Annotated in this window: 11 protein-coding genes; 4 read left to right on the top strand and 7 right to left on the bottom strand. The window is 67.8% G+C overall.

Annotated features, from left to right (window positions below; genetic code table 11):
- Positions 1–16: 16 nt before the first annotated feature.
- Together glnA and ACZ6YI_RS11685 are read left to right on the top strand one after the other, a co-directional pair.
- Entirely contained in the window at positions 17–1,429 is a 1,413-nt protein-coding gene (glnA, locus tag ACZ6YI_RS11690) for a type I glutamate--ammonia ligase (protein WP_440324639.1), read from the top strand.
- Positions 1,430–1,685: 256 nt separating this feature from the next.
- Positions 1,686–2,822, top strand: a complete 1,137-nt coding sequence (locus tag ACZ6YI_RS11685) for an OprO/OprP family phosphate-selective porin (protein WP_465778947.1) — start codon at positions 1,686–1,688, stop codon at positions 2,820–2,822.
- Between the two features lie 6 nt (positions 2,823–2,828).
- On the opposite strand, the gene ACZ6YI_RS11680 is transcribed toward ACZ6YI_RS11685, so the two are convergent.
- The 7 genes from ACZ6YI_RS11680 to ACZ6YI_RS11650 all read right to left on the bottom strand — a co-directional run bounded on the left by ACZ6YI_RS11680 (position 2,829) and on the right by ACZ6YI_RS11650 (position 14,159).
- The gene (locus ACZ6YI_RS11680) at positions 2,829–4,577 is read right to left on the bottom strand and encodes an alpha/beta hydrolase (RefSeq protein WP_465778812.1); all 1,749 of its coding nucleotides are present in this window, start codon (positions 4,575–4,577) and stop codon (positions 2,829–2,831) included.
- An 18-nt stretch (positions 4,578–4,595) separates the two neighbouring features.
- Positions 4,596–6,230 carry an alpha/beta fold hydrolase gene (locus tag ACZ6YI_RS11675; protein WP_465778811.1) on the bottom strand — a complete coding sequence of 545 codons (1,635 nt, stop codon included), beginning with the start codon at positions 6,228–6,230 and terminating at the stop codon, positions 4,596–4,598.
- Position 6,231: 1 nt separating this feature from the next.
- A complete protein-coding gene (locus ACZ6YI_RS11670; protein WP_465778810.1) occupies positions 6,232–7,812 on the bottom strand; it encodes an alpha/beta hydrolase in 1,581 nt (526 codons plus the stop codon).
- Between the two features lie 140 nt (positions 7,813–7,952).
- The gene (locus tag ACZ6YI_RS11665) at positions 7,953–8,729 is read right to left on the bottom strand and encodes a 3-hydroxybutyrate dehydrogenase (protein ID WP_465778809.1); all 777 of its coding nucleotides are present in this window, start codon (positions 8,727–8,729) and stop codon (positions 7,953–7,955) included.
- Between the two features lie 72 nt (positions 8,730–8,801).
- On the bottom strand, positions 8,802–10,979 hold the full coding sequence (locus ACZ6YI_RS11660) for a glycoside hydrolase family 3 N-terminal domain-containing protein (protein WP_465778808.1): 2,178 nt from the start codon (positions 10,977–10,979) through the stop codon (positions 8,802–8,804).
- Positions 10,980–11,136: 157 nt separating this feature from the next.
- Positions 11,137–13,245 carry a hybrid sensor histidine kinase/response regulator gene (locus ACZ6YI_RS11655; protein WP_465778807.1) on the bottom strand — a complete coding sequence of 703 codons (2,109 nt, stop codon included), beginning with the start codon at positions 13,243–13,245 and terminating at the stop codon, positions 11,137–11,139.
- Between the two features lie 104 nt (positions 13,246–13,349).
- Positions 13,350–14,159: a hypothetical protein gene (locus ACZ6YI_RS11650; protein WP_465778806.1), complete on the bottom strand. Its 810-nt coding sequence runs from the start codon at positions 14,157–14,159 to the stop codon at positions 13,350–13,352.
- Between the two features lie 334 nt (positions 14,160–14,493).
- Between ACZ6YI_RS11650 and ACZ6YI_RS11645 the strand changes: the two genes are divergently transcribed.
- Positions 14,494–15,258, top strand: a complete 765-nt coding sequence (locus ACZ6YI_RS11645; RefSeq protein ID WP_440324650.1) for an ABC transporter ATP-binding protein — start codon at positions 14,494–14,496, stop codon at positions 15,256–15,258.
- Positions 15,255–17,630: an ABC transporter permease gene (locus ACZ6YI_RS11640; protein WP_465778805.1), complete on the top strand. Its 2,376-nt coding sequence runs from the start codon at positions 15,255–15,257 to the stop codon at positions 17,628–17,630. Before ACZ6YI_RS11645 ends, ACZ6YI_RS11640 begins: the two co-directional genes overlap by 4 nt.
- The last annotated feature ends 4 nt before the right edge of the window (positions 17,631–17,634 follow it).

Here is a 17,634-nt window from a genome sequence, read left to right as displayed (position 1 = left end):
TGCCGAGGTTTTGCCCATGTCCGCCGCTTCGAAAGTGCTGAACCTGATCCAGGACGAGGAAATCGAGTTCGTCGACCTGCGTTTCGCCGACATGCTCGGCAAGCACCACCACGTGACCTTCCCGGCCCACCAGATCGACGAAGGCACCTTCGAAGACGGCAAGATGTTCGACGGCTCCTCGATTGCTGGCTGGAAGGGCATCAACGAGTCCGACATGGTCCTGATGCCGGATCCGGAAACGGCCCACCTCGATCCGTTCAGCGCGCACAAGCAGCTGATCCTGCATTGCGACGTTCTCGAGCCGAGCACCATGCAGGCCTACGGCCGTGACCCGCGCTCGATCGCCAAGCGCGGCGAGGCGTACCTCAAGTCCACCGGCATCGCCGATACGGCGTTCTTCGGCCCGGAGCCGGAGTTCTTCATCTTCGATTCGATCCGCTGGCAGAACGACATGGGCCGCGTGTTCTACGAGATCAACTCGGAAGAAGCCGCCTGGTCGTCGCGTTACAAGTACGACGGCACCAACACCGGCCACCGCCCGGGCGTGAAGGGCGGCTATTTCCCGGTCAGCCCGGTGGATAGCCTGGGCGACCTGCGCGCCGACATGTGCAAGGTGCTCGAGTCGCTCGGCCAGGTGGTCGAAGTGCACCACCACGAAGTGGCCAATGCGGGCCAGTGCGAGATCGGCACCCGCTTCAACACGCTGGTGAAGAAGGCCGACGAATTGATGACGATGAAGTACGTCATCAAGAACGTCGCCCACCAGGCCGGCAAGACCGTGACCTTCATGCCGAAGCCGATCGTCGGCGACAACGGCTCGGGCATGCACGTGCACCAGTCGCTGTCGAAGAACGGCGAGAACCTGTTCGCGGGTGACCTGTACGGCGGCCTGTCGCAGACGGCGCTGTGGTACATCGGCGGCATCTTCAAGCACGCCAAGGCCATCAACGCGTTCGCCAACAGCACCACCAACAGCTACAAGCGCCTGGTGCCGGGCTTCGAAGCGCCGGTGATGCTCGCCTATTCGGCGCGTAACCGTTCGGCTTCGTGCCGCATCCCGTACGTCGCCAGCCCGAAGGGCCGTCGCATCGAAATCCGCTTCCCGGATCCGATGCAGTCGGGCTACCTGACCTTCACCGTGCTGATGATGGCCGGCCTGGACGGTATCCTGAACAAGATCGACCCGGGTGCACCGGCCGACAAGGACCTGTACGACCTGCCGCCGGAAGAAGAGAAGAACATCCCGCAGGTGTGCGCGAGCCTGGACGAAGCGCTCTCCGCGCTCGATAAGGATCGCGAGTTCCTGAAGGCCGGCGGCGTGTTCACCGATGATTTCATCGATGGCTACATCGCGCTGAAGATGCAGGAAGTGACCCGCTACCGTGCGAGCACCCACCCGCTGGAATTCCAGATGTACTACGCGATCTGATCGCATTCCTCGGGGTGAGGAAGGGAGGGGGAGCTTCGGCTCCCCCTTTTTTTGCCTCAAGCCTGCCCGTTTCCGGCCGATGCAGCAGGGCCAGATGACAGTTTTGTGACCGCCTGTGCCTTTTTGGCCACGCAGGAACCTGCGATGGCTGCTAATTTTTGCTGGAACCGCCGGAGTGGGTGGCGGGGTAGGAAGGGGTACATGAGTGAAGAAGACGATCCTTGCGCTGCTGGCGCTGGCCGGTAGCGCCTGCGCCATGGCGGACGACGCGCCGCGCAACCAGTACGACTGGCGCAACAACTGGCCGACGCACTATGTGTTCGCCGATGGCACCGACCTGGGCCTGTCCGTGAAGTACCAGTTCGATCTGGATCGCTTCAGCAATGACCAGGGTACGTACGAGGACGCCCAGACCAACCGCCGCAAGGAGTTCGGCTTCTTCATCCGCAAGAAGGGCGTGTATGACGCCACGGCGGTGTTCGATTTCCAGGCGAAGACGTGGCTCGACGTGTTCTTCCGCCTGCAGACCAAGGCGCTGCTCGGCGACGATGCCGGCGCGGTGCGCGTGGGCTTCATGAAGACACCGGTGGGCTTCGAGGGCAACACCAGCACGGGTACGACCTCGTTCCTGGAAACCTCGTTACCGATGCAGGCCGTGTACGCCAACCGCCGCATCGGTGTGGATTGGGCACTTGCCCGCAAGGCCTACCTGGTCCAGCTGGGTTACTACAACGGCGGCAACCTGCAGGGCGACCTGGATGGCCGCATGGTCGCGGCACGCGCGGCCTGGACGCCGAACAACGCGCCCGGCCACGTGCTGCACCTTGGCGGTTCCGTCTCACGCGAAGACCCGAAGGGCACGTGGGATGGCCGCGGCCACTACAACGTGCCGTCGGCGCGCCTGCGGGCCTTGCCCGAGGCGGGCCTGATCACGCAGCGCCTCATCGACTCCGGTGCACTGTCGCCCGCCAGCCACATCGATCGCCGCGGCGCGGAGGCGTTGTGGATCGAGGGTCCGTACAGCGTGCAGGGCGAATACCTGGATGCAAAGGTAAAGCTGGTCGGCAAGCCGGCGTACAAGGCGCATGGCTGGTACACCTTTGGCAGCTGGGTGCTCACCGGCGAGTCGCGCTCCTACAGCGCGGGCAACGTGTCCGACGTGGTGCCGAAGGGGCCGTGGGGCGCCGTCGAGGTGCTGGTGCGCTACAGCACCCTCGACCTCGACGACGGCACGACCCGTGGTGGCAACGAACACGACTGGACGCTCGGCGCCAACTGGTACCTCACGAAGTACCTGAAGCTCCAGGCCAACTACGTGCGCGCGTTCAGCGATCGGCGTGACCTGCGCATCGATCCGCATGTGTTCGAGGTGCGTGCGCAGGTCATGTTCTGACGGCGGCTAGCTCTCGCCAAGCATGGCTTCGACCAGCTCGCCGGCATCGGCAGGTGATAGCGAACCGTCGTCCCTTGGCTTGCGCGGTGGCTTCGGCGTGGGCACGTATTTGCACCCGTTGAGCTTCTGGGTGGGCACCACGCCGTCGAGCAGGAAGCGGCCGGCGGCCTCCTCGATGCACGGGGTTCGCGAGCCAGCCACGATCCCATGGCCCGAGACGCCCTGGGCCACGACGATGCGCGCATTGCCAAAACGCTCCAGGATGCGCGAGGCGCCGTCGAGTGGCGTGCGCACGTCGTACTCGGCGTGGATGAGGAGAAAAGGCGCCGTGCCCTGGATGGGCTCCAGCGAGGGACGCGTCGAAACGCGCCCTTGCCACATCGAGCAGACGAGGGCAAAGAACTCGATGCCTTGCTGGCTCGCCGGGTAGTCCCTCGCGCGCTGGCGGGCCACGTCGCGCCAATGCGTTGCCGCCGGGTTCCACGGATTGTCGTTGCAGCGCGTCGCGAGCATCACCGACTCGCGGTTGGGCAGCAGGCGCACGGGCCAGGCCGGTGCATGGATGAGCTCGCCGTCGCCGTCGAGAGGATCGACCGCATCGACCACCTGCGTGTCGTCGCCAAAGAACCAGCTGACCAGCGTTCCGGCGCGCTTGCGGACCTTGCGGTCGACCGCGTCGTCCGGCGCAAAGCGCAGGCCGGCTAATGCAGCGCGGAAATCCGATTCCGTGATCCACGGCGAGGCGGTGACCACCGGGGCGAGCGCCAGCGCGGCCTTCAACGAGGCGGGGCTGTCGATCTTCGGCAGCCATGCCTGCTTCACCCGCGGGTGCATCGCGGACACGGCCCGGATCATGTCTTCTTCGCTTTGCGTGACACCGTAACGTTCGGGCTTCGCCAGCATGGGGCGCACCGCGCGGCGGCGGAACGCGCGGTCGCGCTCGCGCAACGTGGCGAGGTCGGCATCGTCAATGCTTGCGGTGAAGTCGATGCTGGAATCCAGCAGCATGCGACCCGCCCTGGCCGGGAACATCGCCCGGTGCCATGCGCCTACCATCCCGCCATAGGAATAGCCGACGAAGTTGAGCACGTCTTCGGCCATGGCCCGTCGTGCCTGCTCCAGGTCATAGACGTGCTGCTCCGTGCCGATCCAGCGCGTCGCCGGGTTTCCCGCGCAGTCGTATGCGATCGACTGCGCGGCATCCAGGGTGGATGGCCAGTCATCGAACGCGTCCGGCGGCATGCGGATATCCTCGACGCTGCCGCAGCGAAAGGTGTAGCTCCCATCCATCCCGCGTGGAATCACCGCCACCAGGTCGTACCGGTCGGACAGCTTGCGCTGCCATCCCGTGATGGGATCGGCCGCATCGCCGGTGGCCCACTTGGAAGCGATCGAAAGAATGAAATCGCGCGGATTCCCGCCCGGGCCGCCGATGTGGAAGAAGTAAGCGCCCTGGCGCTGCGCGGGGTCCAGCGCCCTCGCCCGTACGAGCCCTACGCTGATCTTCGGGCCATCGGGGTGGTAGTGATCAAGTGGCACGGGCATGTTCGCGCATTGCAGCCTGTCGCCCAGGTGTGCGTGCAGTTGCGCTTTCAGGGCGCCCACGGCGACGTCGGTGTCGGCGAAGTCGGTGGCGGCACACTGACTCCAGGTGAGCTGCGGTGCAGGGCCATCCAGGGGGCGTGCCGCTTCGCATGCGATCGAGTGCGCGAGCAGTCCACCGCTGAAAAAACAGAGGAAAAAAGTTCGTTTCATGTCGCGTCCTTGCGTAGGTCAGGGGGCCACCGCATCCATGCGGCAATCGGTTCGGCGGGCGGGCGCGTCGGGGACTTCGCCGGTGAGCAGGAAGCGCGCCGCCGCGCGCTCGATGCACGGAACACCCGAGGCATTGAAGAGGCCATGGAGGTCACTGCCCCGCGCCATCACGAGATGCGCATTCGGGTAGTGCGCAAGCAGCGCTTCGCTGCCGCGCGCGGGTGTCGGCACGTCGTCTTCCGCTTGCAGCATGAGGAAGGGCGGCCCGCTTGCAATCACGTCCAGGTCGGGCTTGTCGACCGCGTTCCCGCCCCAGCGCGTGCACACCAGGTAGGGCGCGATGTCGGTGCCGTCAGCCTCCCAGAAGCTGAGGGCGAAGTGATCGGCGCGCGCACGTATCGCCGCATCGGTTCCCCACCACGGGCCGTCGTTGCACAGCGTGGCCATCCAGACGGAATCGCTCGGCGCGCCGATGAGTACACCCGCGGGCCGTGTTGCGCGGTACCGGGCGCTGAAGCGGTAGGGCGGCAGTAGCGGACCGGGCGCGCTGGCAGGGAGGAGCAGTTGCCGGGCCGCCGTGCGCAGCGAGGCGTCGAGCGTGGCGGCGCTCGCAAACGGGCGCCGCTCCGCCTTGGCGGAAAGTGCTTCCCAACCGTCCCAGCCGTCCTGGGCCACCCAGCCCTGCATCGTCAGCGCGGCAGCCAGGTACGTCGGCGATGTGAGCCGGTCATGCCAGGCTTCGCGCAACACGCCGGGCATCCGCCAGAGCATCGGCTTGATGTCATCGCTTTCCATGGTGAGCCCGTACATGGCAGGCGATGCGATAGCCGGGGCAAGCACGTCACGTCTGAACAGGCGCCGCTCGGCTTCCAGCGAGAGCACCGTCGCCGTCTGGTAGCTGTCGCGGAAATAGAACGGCGAATCGAGCAACATCCGGCCCATGTGCGCCGGAAACATCGCCGCATACCAGGCGCCGACCAGTGCGCCATGCGAGATGCCGTAGAAATGGATGCGTTCATCGCCGATGGCGCGGCGCACGTAATCCATGTCACGCACGTGCTGTTCGGTGTTGATCGAGCGGGCCCCGGGCACGTCGCGACAAGCCTCGGCCTCTCGTTGTGCATCGCCGAGCGTACGCTGCCAGTTCGCGTCACCGCGGTCGGTGGGAAGGAAGCGCGCCGTGGGTTGCAGGGGTGTAAGGCAGTCATAGCGCCAGCCGGCGCCGAGACCACGCGGCACCACGGCGACGAGATCGAAACGTTCGGCGAGGCGTTGCTTCTCCCGCTCGGGTGTGCCGCCGGGGCCTGGGTCCATCCACACCGAGGCGAGCGACGGCAGCACCGCGGCGGGTTGTCCGCCAGGGCCACCGACGTTGAAGAAGATGCTGCCCTCGCGACGTGCCGGATCGGCCGCCAGCACACGGACGACATCGACCTTGACCGTCCGGCCGTCCGGCTGGCGATGGTCCATCGGCATATCGACCTGCGCGCAACGAAGGCGGCCGCCCAGTTCGGGCCAGTCGCCAGTGCCGGCACCTTCGGGACATGCAGCCCAGGCGATGGCCGGAGCAGCCACGTTACCGGCTCGTGCGACCCCGGCGGGCAAGAGTGCAAGCAACATCAGAGCGCACGCGTGGTGCTTGGTGACGTCCATGTCAGCGAATCTCCAAGGGTGGGCAGTTGGTCAATCGATCGGCTGGAAGGGTCGCGTCGAGGAGGTACCGACTTGCCGCGCGGGCGACACACGGCAGGTCTTCGCGATCCGCGACACGGTGGCCGTCGATGCCGCGCGCCACCACCAATGACATGTTCTGTCGCGGGTGGAACGATGCGACGGCGCCGTGCAACGGCGCGTCGACATCGTATTCCGCGTGCACCATCAGCATCGGCGGCTGACTCGATGTATCAGGTACGTGCCACTCGGCAGCCCACGCGCGGGGCCAGTGCGCGCACACCAGGCCGGCGAAGGTTTCATTGCCCACGGCGCCAGGCCAGCTGGCGCGCAGGTCGTCAGTGCGTTGTCGCCACCACGCGTTGTCGCCGTGTAGCGAGGCATCGTCATTGCAGAGCGCGGCGAGCCTTGCTGCCACGCGTCCAGGGCCCGCAGTGAGCGCGTGCACGCCGAAGGGATCGACACCCGCATGGATGCCCTGTGCCACCACCACCTGCCGGGCCGCAGCCCGGATAGCGCCATCGCTCTCCGGATAGGGGCTGTATCGCAACGTCTCGACGCGTCGTAGCAACGTTTCCGTGTCATGCCAATCGGTAGCCTCAAGATGTGCGCCCAGGACGAGGATGGCCTTCAGCGCTTCCACGCTGGCAACAGCCGGCAGCCATGTCTCGGCAGGCAGGCGTGGCAGCATCGATATCGCATGCCAAAGCGCGGCCTCATCCGTTCCCAGTGCGTAGCGAACCGGATCGCTTACCGCCGTCCGCACCAGCCGCCGCAACCGGCGGCCGCGGCCGGCGACGGGCGCTTCAATGATTTCGCTGCGCGCGGCATCGAAGTCGACGCCGCCATCGATCAGCAGGCGTGCGATGCTGCCGGGATGGCGTTCCGCGTAACGTGTGGCCATCCATGCGGCGTCGCCGGTCGCGTACATGTGCCACGGCGCGCCTCCGAGCACGCGGCGTACCTGTTCGAGGTCGGCGATACGGACGGCGGCTCCGACGTGGGGTGCCATCGGGTCGTTGGCACACGCGGCGGCTACGGCGAGTGCGCGGTTCTCCGCGCGCAGCACGTTGGCGGAGGAAGCATCCACGCCAAGCGCCGCATGGGCAGGCAATGTCGCGCTGGCAGCGAGGCAATCGTGCGGGGCGTCGGCTAGCTGTCGGTGTGAAACCCCGACGAGCACACGCCTCGCGGCGACATCGGGCCACGCCGTCTTCGACAGTGTCGCCCAATGCATGGCCGCACGAGGGAGCGCATAGGTGGCCGGAGGTGCGAGTACGCTGTCCTCCACGAGAAGCGCGCTTCCCGGTGTCGCCTGATCGACGGCGCGTACGCGAACGATGAGCAGATCCACCGTCTCGCCTCCCGGCCTGGCCGGATCGCGCGGTACCGCTAGCGTGGCACATTGCAGCCGCGAGCCCAGGCGTGGCCAGGTGCCGTATACGGCATCGGCAGGACACGCGTGCCAGGCGAGAGTCGCGGGCTGCGTGTGGTCGGGAGGTCGATTGAGCAGCACGGTGGCGAACGCCAGCGCGCCGTGCGACAGAAGGATTGAAGCGGGCATCGTGTAGTCCTTTACGGGCGGGCAACGGCGCGCATCCCACGCGCCGTGGAGGAACAAGACTACGTAGTAACCGTCAGGTCACCTGTCATCGCATCGACCCACGCTCCGTAGTGCCAGGGCCATGCCGCGTGTAGGCGTTTTCACTGCATGTGCCAGCCATGGCTTACAAGCAGCGACTGGCCCGTGAGGGCGTTCGAGCCAAAGCCGGCAAGGAACAGCGCCGTATCGGCGATGTCCTCGAGCGTGGTGAATTCGCCATCGACCGTGTCGCGCAGCATCACGTTGCGGATCACTTCATCCTCGCTGATGCCAAGCTCCTTCGCCTGTTCGGGGATCTGCTTTTCCACCAGCGGTGTACGGACGAATCCCGGGCAGATCACGTTGGCGCGGATGCCATGGGCCGCGCCTTCCTTCGCGATGGTGCGGGCCATGCCGAGCAGGCCGTGCTTGGCCGTGACGTAAGGTGCCTTGAACTTCGAGGCCACGTGCGAATGCGCCGAGCCCATGAGGATGATGGAGCCACTGCGTCCGGCGTCGATCATCTGCCGCATTGCGGCGCGCGTGGTCAGGAAGGCTCCGTCCAGGTGGATCGCGAGCATGCGCTTCCAGTCGGCGAAGGCGAGGTCGACCAGGGGCGAGATGATCTGGATGCCGGCGTTGCTGACAAGGATATCCACCGGGCCGAGCTCGCGCGCCGTGCGCGCGAAACCCTCATCGACCTGGGCTTCGTCGGTGACGTCCATGGCCAGCCCTATCGCGTGCGAGCCCATGGTCTTCGCCGCGTCCTCGGCCTTGTCCGCCGCGATGTCCGCGACCGCGACGCGTGCGCCGGCTTTCGCATAGGCTTCGGCGATGGCGCGGCCGATGCCGCTCGCCGCGCCGGTGACCAGGGCCACCTTGCCATTCAGGTCATGCATGTCGTTACTCCGCTGGCGTGATCCGCGAAGTATGCACCCCGCCACGTGACGGGGCGTTGCATGGCGGTGCGCTCAGGGCTTGCCGAGCACGAACGATGCAGGCTCGCCGAGTGCCGACGAACCGGCGATCCACACATCGAACGTGCCTGGCTCGGCTTCGAACGTCTGGCCGTCGCGGTGCGTGAAGGCGAGATCGCTGCGCTCCAGTTCGAACGAAACCTCTTCCGAAGCACCCGGCGCGAGCAGGATCTTGCGGAACGCCTTGAGCTCGCGCACCGGGCGCACGCGGCTGGCGACGCGGTCGTGCGTGTACAGCTGCACGACTTCCTCGCCCGCGACGTCGCCGGTGTTGGTCACGGTCGCGGTGACGATGATGGTTTCGTTCCAGCCCACCTGGGCTTTCACCACGGGCTTGCCGTAACCGAACGTGGTGTAGCTGAGGCCGTGGCCGAACGGATAAAGCGCCTCGAACGTGACCTCGCGGTAGCGCGATTTGAACGCCGGAGGCTGATCGGCGAGCTCGGGACGGCCGGTACGCGGGTGGTTGTAGAAATACGGCTGCTGCCCGCTGTCCTGCGGAAAGCTGACGGGCAGGCGGCCCGAGGGGTTGTAATCGCCAAACACGACATCGGCGATCGCCGGGCCCGTCTGGCTGCCAAGGAACCAGGTGACGAGGATCGCGTTGGCTTCGCGCACCGCGCCGGTAAGGGCGAGCGCGCGGCCGTTCTTCAGCAGCGCCACGACCGGCGTGCCGGTGGCGGCGACGGCTTCCGCCAGTGCCTGCTGCGCGGGCGGCACGATGATCTGCGTGCGGGCCTGCGCTTCACCCGAATAGTTCTGCGGCTCGCCGATGGCGAGCAGCACCACGTCGGCGCGCTTCGCGGCGGCCACCGCGGCATCGATCCCGCCAGCGATCTCCTCCTCGAAACCACTGCCGGCGACCACTTCGAGCGACGCGGCATCGGCGAGCGCACCGCGCAGGCCGGTATCGATGGCGACATGGCGTGCCTTGTCGCCGAACAGGGTCCAGCAACCTTCGAGGTTCTCGACATCGGCGCCGAACGGCCCGATCAACGCGATCTTCTGGCCGGCCTTCTTCAGCGGCAGCACGCCGTCGTTCTTCAGCATCACGATGGAGCGCCGCCCCGCGTCGCGGGCAAGCTCGGCATGTTCCGCGTTCTTCGAGGTGTCCGCTTCGACCTTCGGGTCGAGCGAACGGTAGGGGTTGTCGAACAGGCCGATGGCATCCTTCACGGCGAGCACGCGGCGCACGCCCTCATCGAGCACGGCCATCGGCACGTCGCCCTTCGCCACGAGGTCGGGCAGGTTCGCGGCGTAGAAGCCGCTCTGCATGCTCATGTCCACGCCGGCGAGGAATGCCAGGCGCGAGGCATCGCGTTCGTCCTCGGCAAAGCCGTGCGCGATCAGCTCCATGTCGGCGGTGTAGTCGGAAACGACGAAGCCCTTGAATGCCCACTCACCGCGCAGGATGTCGGTCATCAGCTCGCGGTTCGCCGAGGCGGGCACGCCGTTGATGTCGTTGAACGCGCTCATGATGGTGAGCGCGCCCGCATCGATGGCGGCCTTGAACGGCGGCAGGTGCACGTCGCGCAGCGTCTGCGGCGCCATGTCGACCTGGTTGTATTCCATGCCGCCCAGGACGGCGCCATAGGCAGCGAAGTGCTTCGGCGTGGCGAGCAGCGCATCGTCCGCCTTGAGGTCCGGACCCTGGAAGCCACGCACGCGCGCGGCGGCGAACGCGCATCCGAGCACGACGTCCTCGCCTGCACCTTCGGCCACGCGGCCCCAGCGCTGGTCGCGCGCGATATCCACCGCCGGTGCGAAGGTCCAGTGGATGCCCGCCGCGGTGGCTTCGACGGCCGTGGCGCGCGCGGTGCGCTCAGCCAGGTCGGGTTCGAACGTGGACGCCTCGCCGAGCGGGATGGGAAAGACGGTACGCATGCCGTGGATCACGTCGGAGCCGAAGATCAGCGGGATGCCAAGGCGGCTCTCTTCCACGGCGACGCGCTGCGCTTCGCGGCCTTCGGCGGCACCCACGCCATTGAACAGCGAGCCGACCCGGCCTGCGCGGACCTGCTCCAGCACCTCGGCGGCACCGCGGGCGTTGGCTTCCGGGTTGATATCCGGGGCAAACGGGCGGACGGCATCGGCGAAGACGCCGAGCTGGCCGATCTTCTCCTCCACGGTCATGCGGGCGATCAGGTCTTCGATGCGGGTATTGCGGGTCATGGGCTTGCCTTGCGGGGAATGGCGTGCGGCACCTGCGGGGGGCCACGGCGGGGAAGGATACTGGCAACCAGCCCCGTCGTGGGCACGTAAATGGCGTTACGTGTAAACGATTACGTCCTTGGCGCCCAAAGACTTCACGGATGTGAAGGGCGCGGCGTCAGCGGACGTCCGCTGGGGCCGTGCGAGCGATGCCGGGCGGCGGGAAGAGCCGCGCCAGGGCGTCATTGAGCGCCTCCGAACCATAGGGTTTCACCAGGACCACCGTGCGGGTATCTGGCTGCACGCCTTCCATGTGCGCGTGGCCGGTGGCATAGACGGCGGCGAGCCCCGGCAAAAGTACCCGTGCCGCGGCGACCAGCTCGACACCGGACATACCGGGCAGGCCGACATCGCTGACCAGCACGTCGACCGGCTGCCCTTCGAGGATCTCCAGCGCGCGTGGCGCGTCGGCGGCCTCGAAGACCTCGTGGCCGCGTAGCTGGAGCATCTCCACCACGGTCGTGCGCACGAGCCAGTCGTCTTCCACCACGAGCACGCGCACGACGCGGATCGCGGGCGGCGAAGCCGCGGGTGGTGCGACCACGGTCTCAGGGTTGCCCGCGTTGCGCTGCGCCTGGCTCGACAGCATCTGGCGCAGCTTGCGCGCCAGCGTCTCGCGCGTGTACGGCTTGCTCAGCAGTTCCACGCCTTCATCGAGCCGCCCGCCGTGCACGATCGAGTTTTCCGTATAGCCCGAGGTGAACAGCACCGCGATCCCCGGCAACCGCTCGCGCGCCTTGCGCGCGAGCTCGGGGCTCTTCAGGGTGCCCGGCATCACCACGTCGGTGAACAGCAGGTCGATCGGGATGCCGCTGTCGATGATCGACAACGCACTCTGAGCGTCGCGCGCCTTCAGCACGCGGTAGCCGAGGTCCGCCAGCATGGCGACGACGGTCTCGCGGACGGCTTCATCGTCTTCGGCGACCAGGATGGTTTCGCTGCCGCCCGTGAGCGGCCCGGCATCCACGTCCACGATGATGTCTTCCGACTGCGTGGTGCGTGGCAGGTAGAGCTTGACGGTCGTGCCGTGGCCGGGCTCGCTGTACAGCTTGATGTGGCCGCCCGACTGTTTCACGAAGCCGTAGACCATCGACAGCCCGAGGCCGGTCCCGCGCCCCTCCGGCTTGGTGGTGAAGAAAGGTTCGAAGACCTTCTCCAGCGTCTGCGTGTCGATGCCCTCACCGGTATCGGTGACGGCGAGCAGCACGTACTGCCCTGCCACCACGTCATCCAGCCCGTCGACATAGTCCGCATCGAGATACGCATTGCCGGCCTCGATCGTGAGGCGGCCCTGGCCATCCATCGCGTCGCGCGCGTTAAGGGCCAGGTTGAGCAGGGCGTTCTCAACGTTGCCCGGGTCGATCAGCGTGTTCCAGAGGCCGCCGGCCACGATGGTCTCGACCTCGATGCCCTCGCCAAGCGTGCGCCGCAGGAGATCATCCATGTTGCGCACGAAACGGCCGACGTTCACGACCTTGGGCGCGAGCGGCTGGCGCCGGCCGAACGCAAGAAGCTGCGTGGCGAGCTTGGAACCGCGGGCCACGCCCGCCATGGCATTGCGCACGCGGCGCTCGCCACGCTCGCTGCCCTGCACATCCTCGGCGAGCAGCTGGAGGTTGCCGCTGATGACCTGCAGCAGGTTGTTGAAGTCGTGCGCGACGCCACCCGTGAGGTTGCCGATCGCCTCCATCTTCTGGCTCTGCCGCAGCGCATCCTGCGTGCGCAGTAGTTCAGCCGTGCGCTGGTTCACGCGATCCTGCAGGGTCGCCGCCTGGCTGGCGAGGGTGGCTTCGGCGACCTTGCGCGCGGTGGTATCCGTGATCAGGAACACCACGCCCGCGACGCGGGATGCCTCGTCGACCAGTGGGCTGAAATCGATATGTAGCCACGCATCCTCGGGCGTGCCGGCGCGGTTGAGCACGATGTGCACGTCGGGGAAGGAGAGCGTTCCGCCGGCCAGCACCGTCGCGAGCACGTGGCGGTTGAAGTCGGCGACCTCCGGCCATGCCTCGAGGATGGGCTGGCCCAGGACCTGCGGATGGCGCACGCCGGCGATCTGCCTGTAGGCATCGTTGTAGAGGAACACGCCATCGCTGCCCTGGAACAGGCCCATGGGTGCGGGCGAGCGCAGCGCGGTGGCGAGCGCGTGGCAAAGCGCGGGCCCCCAGCCGGCGATGGGGCCGAGCGACGTGGAGGCCCAGTCGTACGAGCCTATGCGTTGGCCCATCTCGCTATCGGGCGGGAGGAACCAAAGCGGCTCTGGCGGCGGGACGCTCATGCAACGGGCCTGCGGAACGAGGGCGAAGCCTCGATGGTAACCCGCACGATGGGTTACGTCGCGGCGTGGCGCACCGCATCCACCACCGCGATCAGCATGTCGCAGTCGCCATCGCTCAGCACATCGACCATCAGCGCGGCGACCGCCATGGCGGCGAAGCCCTTGCGCACCGCACCGATGGCGGCGCCCATGTTCCCCATCTTGCGGCCGAAGAAACGCCCGGCGCGCTCGAGGAACGAAAGCCTGCGCGCGATCCGGTGCACTTCCAGCGCCACCTGCGGCGCGATGCCTTCGGCCTCCTCGCGGATCAGCTCGGAGAGCGTATCCATGCGGCCCACGTAATAGCGGCTGATGCCGGTCGTGAACATGACCCAGTCGCGGGCCTGGGCCTGCGGGAGCGACATGATCTCGCTGGGGTCTTCCTCGAAATCGATGAACCCGACGCCGTGGTCGCCCACCGTGATATTGCGTGCGAAGGCCTGGCCGAGGTACCCGCCATGGCGGTGCAGCTCGCCGATCGCATGCGCGGTCTGGCGGACCAGGATGTCGGCATCGTTGGCGCTCTGCAGGCGCTTGAGGCGGTGCGCCAGGGTCGGGCCCATGTCGCTGAGGATCAGGCTGCGCGGGCCCTCGCCGAGGATGCGCGGCACCGGCGCACCACACGCGCGCAGTGCTTCGATCCGGCGTGACTCGACCCGCTTGGCGTCATCGCCCGCGTGGCGGGGCGGCGAACGCAAGGCGTTGAGTTCGAGGCGGGCGGCAAGGCTGTTCCAGAGCCGGACCAGCGCCGGCCGCAACCAGCCATCGGCTTCGTATCGCTTGAGCCAGGCGGTGCGGCCGCCCAGGGAAAATCGTTGAACCATGAGAAGAAACTCCATGCATGACGCTTGCGCCGGCGCCCCCGCGCCGTGGCACCTGCGTCACGCCCAGGAAAACGTTGCGGCCTGTCGTGGCCCGCGTTCCCCCTCCTCCTAAGCTAATTGTAAGCTTTGGAGTACAGCAATTCGACCCATCCGTCGGTATGGGCTGAGCCTGCCGTAAGGATTCCGTTAAGGAATGGCCCTCGGACGGCATCTGCTGCGCTTAATCGGCAAGACTGCCGCTCCGGCCTTCGCGCGACGTACACGCGACAGCGACGTCCCCCTATGTTGGGCACGGGGTCGCCCACCCAGCGGCCGCGCCACGACGAGGTCGCCCATGCCTTCGCCAACGAGCCCGCCTGTCATCGAGATGCACGGTGTCGGCAAGGTGTTCCTCGCCGGGGCCATCGAAAACCATGCCCTGACGGATGTCCGGCTGGTGATCCGCCGCGGGGAGTTCGTCGCGATCGGCGGGCCTTCCGGCTGCGGGAAGACCACGCTCCTTTCCCTGATGGGCTTGCTCGATACACCGACCCACGGCGAACTGCGCTTCCTCGGCGAACCCATCGGTGGCCTGTGCGGGCGCCGGCGGGCGCTGCTGCGCAACGCCCACGTCGGCTTCGTGTTCCAGGCCTTCAATCTGATCGCCGACATGACCGTGGCGGAGAACGTGGCCTTGCCGCTCGCCTTCCGTCGCGCGATGGGCCGGCGCGAACGGACGGAACGCGCCGCCGCCGCGCTCGCCAGCGTCGGCATGGCCCACCGCATGGGCCATTACCCGGGCCAGCTTTCGGGCGGCCAGCAGCAGCGTGTCGCCGTCGCGCGCGCCGTCGTCGGCGAGCCTGCCATCCTGCTGGCGGACGAGCCGACGGGGAACCTCGACCTGCGCAACGGCGAGACGGTGATCGCCCTGCTCAGCCGCTTGCACGCTGCGGGTACCACCATCTGCATGGTCACCCACGACGACCGCTTCGGTGCCGCCGCCGAGCGCACCGTGCGGCTCCTCGACGGCCGGGTGGTCGACGAGGCGACGTTCCGCCAGCTACAGCGTGAGGCGGAATGTGGGCTCGACGAGCGGCGGACGATGGAGATCTTCCCGTGAGTCTCCATGCTGTCGCGCTTCGTCGGTTGTGGCACGCGCTGCTGCGCCGTCCAGGGCACTTCCTGCTCGGCTCGGCGACCCTGGGGCTCGCCGTGGGCATGTTCTTCGCGACCTTCGCCCTCGTCGACGCGCTGCTCCTCCGGCCGCCGGCCTTCGATCACCACCGGAGCGTGGTGCTCTATGGCGAAGTCGTGCGCCCGGGTGCGCCACGCAGCATGGCGGCTTCGCTTTACGATGCCATCGGCCTCCCGGCGGGCGCGCTTTCGCGCGGGCTGGCGCGCAGCGTGGAATGGGCGTCGGTGCGTGGCGAAGGCCATGCCGGGCTATTGATGATCCAGCGCGTGGATCCGGGCTTCCTGCCGACGCTGGGAGTCGTGCCTGCGCTCGGTGGCATCGCACTCGAGCACGGCGGTGCCGATGGCCTGCTCATCTCCTGGCGTCTCTGGCAGGCATGGTTTGGCGGCGATGCCACGATCGTGGGCCGCCATGTGGCGGTGGATGGCCGTGAGCTCGCCATCGCCGGCGTCCTGCCCGAAACGTACCGGCTGTTCGACGATGTCGATGTGCTACTCCCGCTGCGCGCGGTGCCTGGAGCGGGCGCCACCGTATCGAACTACATCGCGGTGGCCCGGCTGGCGCCAGGCGAAAACCCGGATGCGTTCGCGACGCGTGCGCGTGCGGCCTCGCCGGAGGCGCGGGCACGCGAGGGATTCGGCGCGACGCCCATTGTCGATGCGCTCACCGAAGCCAGCGCGTCCACGTTGTGGTTCTTCCTCGGCTGCGCCGTACTCGTGCTGGCCACGGCATGCGGCAATCTGGCGAACCTCATCCTGGCGCGCGCTCTGGGACGCGGCCAGGAGACGGCGCTGCGCAGGGCGCTGGGTGCAGGCTTCTGGGGTGCGTGGACGACCGCGGCGATCGAAGCCGCGGTGATCGGCGTGGTCGGGCTGGCGGTGGGTGTGGTGCTTGGCCACGCCCTCGTCCGCGCCGGCGAAGGCGACATCCCCGATGCCTGGCGGATCAACGCCGGCCCGCTCGCCATCGGCTGGCACGTGTACGTGGCGAGTGGCGTGGTGGCCTTCGCGGTCGTGGCGCTCGCCGTGATCGGCGGCACGCTGCACGAGCACGGCGACGCCTTGCTGCACGAATACATCGGGGGTTACCGCCAGCCGTCGGAACGGGTCACGGCGGGCGGCATTCGCGTGGCCATGGTGCAGTTCCAGCTGGCGCTCGCCACGGTGTTGCTTTCGTTATGCGTCGTGCGCGGCATGCAGGCCTGGCGGGCGCAGGAGGTTGCGCCGGGCTTCGAGCCGGCGCACGCGGTGGCGGCGCGCTTCCGGCCTGATACAGCACACATCAACGTCGTGGCGGCGATGGTCGGGACCATGCGTGCCATCGACGCCCGCGCGAGCGCGTTGCCCGGCGTCGTCAGCACGGGCATCACCATCCAGCTCCCGGCGAGCACCAGTTTCAACGTGGCCTTTGCCGGCCCTGGCGGCGTCCCCGTGGAGACGCAATTCGCATTGCACACGCCGGGTGCGCGAGGCGCGCTGGGCCTGCGGCTCCTCGCGGGCCGGGACCTCAACAGCGACGACGGGAGCGCCGCGCCCGGCGTCGTCCTTGTGAACCGGGCATTCCTGGCCAGCATTCCCGGTGCGAAGCTCGGCGGCACGGTGCTCAAGGTGTCCCGCAGCCTCGGCGACCGCCCCCTTCGTATCGTCGGCGTGGTCGCCGACACGCGTGATGCCGGTCCCGCGCGTGCGCCGCGGCCCCTGGCGATCATGCCGTTCGCGCAGCTGCCGGCCAGCGAGTTCCAGAACCTGCGGAACCTCCTTTCGTACTACCTCGTCGTGCGTGGCCCGGATGATGCCGGCGCGGCCGGCGTCGATCTCGCCGAAGCGATGCATGCGATGAACCCGTGGCTCACCGTCGAACCACCGCGGCCACTGGCTCGCGCATGGCGGGAATCCGGTGCAGACATCGCGCGCGACACCTGGCTGGCCGCGTGGTTCGCATGCGTCGGTCTCGGGCTCGGCCTCGTTGGCGTCTATTCCGCGCAGCGCGTGGAGGTCGCCTCGCGCCAGCGCGATCTCGGATTGTGCGCGGCGCTTGGCGCATCTCCCGGCGTGCTCCTTGGCATGTGCCTCGCCCGCGGCGTCGCACGTGGATCGTTCGGCATCGCGCTCGGCCTCGGCGCCGCGTTCGCGTTGAGCCGGTGGCCTCCGCCGGGCCTCGTGCCCGGCGTACGGCTCGATCCCGCCGCCGCGCTCATCGCTGCCATCGCCATGCTGCTGCTCACCGCGGCGGTGGCGCTGTTACCCGCATGGCGCTCGGCGGGCACTCCCGCCTGGGTCGTCCTGCGTAGCCCGTGAGGAC

This window comes from Luteibacter sp. NPDC104163, assembly GCF_055584245.1.
The sequence above is the reverse complement of the archived record's forward strand: the minus strand, read 5'-3'. Positions and strand labels throughout refer to the sequence as shown.